This window comes from Paenibacillus sp. 01T422, from assembly GCF_056398785.1.
In genome coordinates this window covers 1-367 of sequence record NZ_JBFTQB010001736.1, presented here as the reverse complement: position 1 = coordinate 367, position 367 = coordinate 1, and the positions used below count along the sequence as shown (strand labels likewise).

Sequence of the window (367 nt, the reverse complement as noted above, 5' to 3'; positions counted from 1 at the left end):
TTATGGAGAGTTTGATCCTGGCTCAGGACGAACGCTGGCGGCGTGCCTAATACATGCAAGTCGAGCGGAGCACTTCGGTGCTTAGCGGCGGACGGGTGAGTAACACGTAGGTAACCTGCCTATAAGACTGGGATAACTATCGGAAACGATAGCTAAGACCGGATAAYTGRTTTTCTCGCATGAGAGAATTATGAAACACGGAGYAATCTGTGGCTTATAGATGGGCCTGCGGCGCATTAGCTAGTTGGTAGGGTAACGGCCTACCAAGGCGACGATGCGTAGCCGACCTGAGAGGGTGAACGGCCACACTGGGACTGAGACACGGCCCAGACTCCTACGGGAGGCAGCAGTAGGGAATCTTCCGCAA

The 367-nt window shown here is 54.1% G+C and carries 1 rRNA gene; it reads left to right on the top strand.

Going from position 1 to position 367, the window contains the following annotated elements:
- Positions 1-367 (top strand): 16S ribosomal RNA (locus tag AC1DUA_RS40995); the annotation flags it as partial.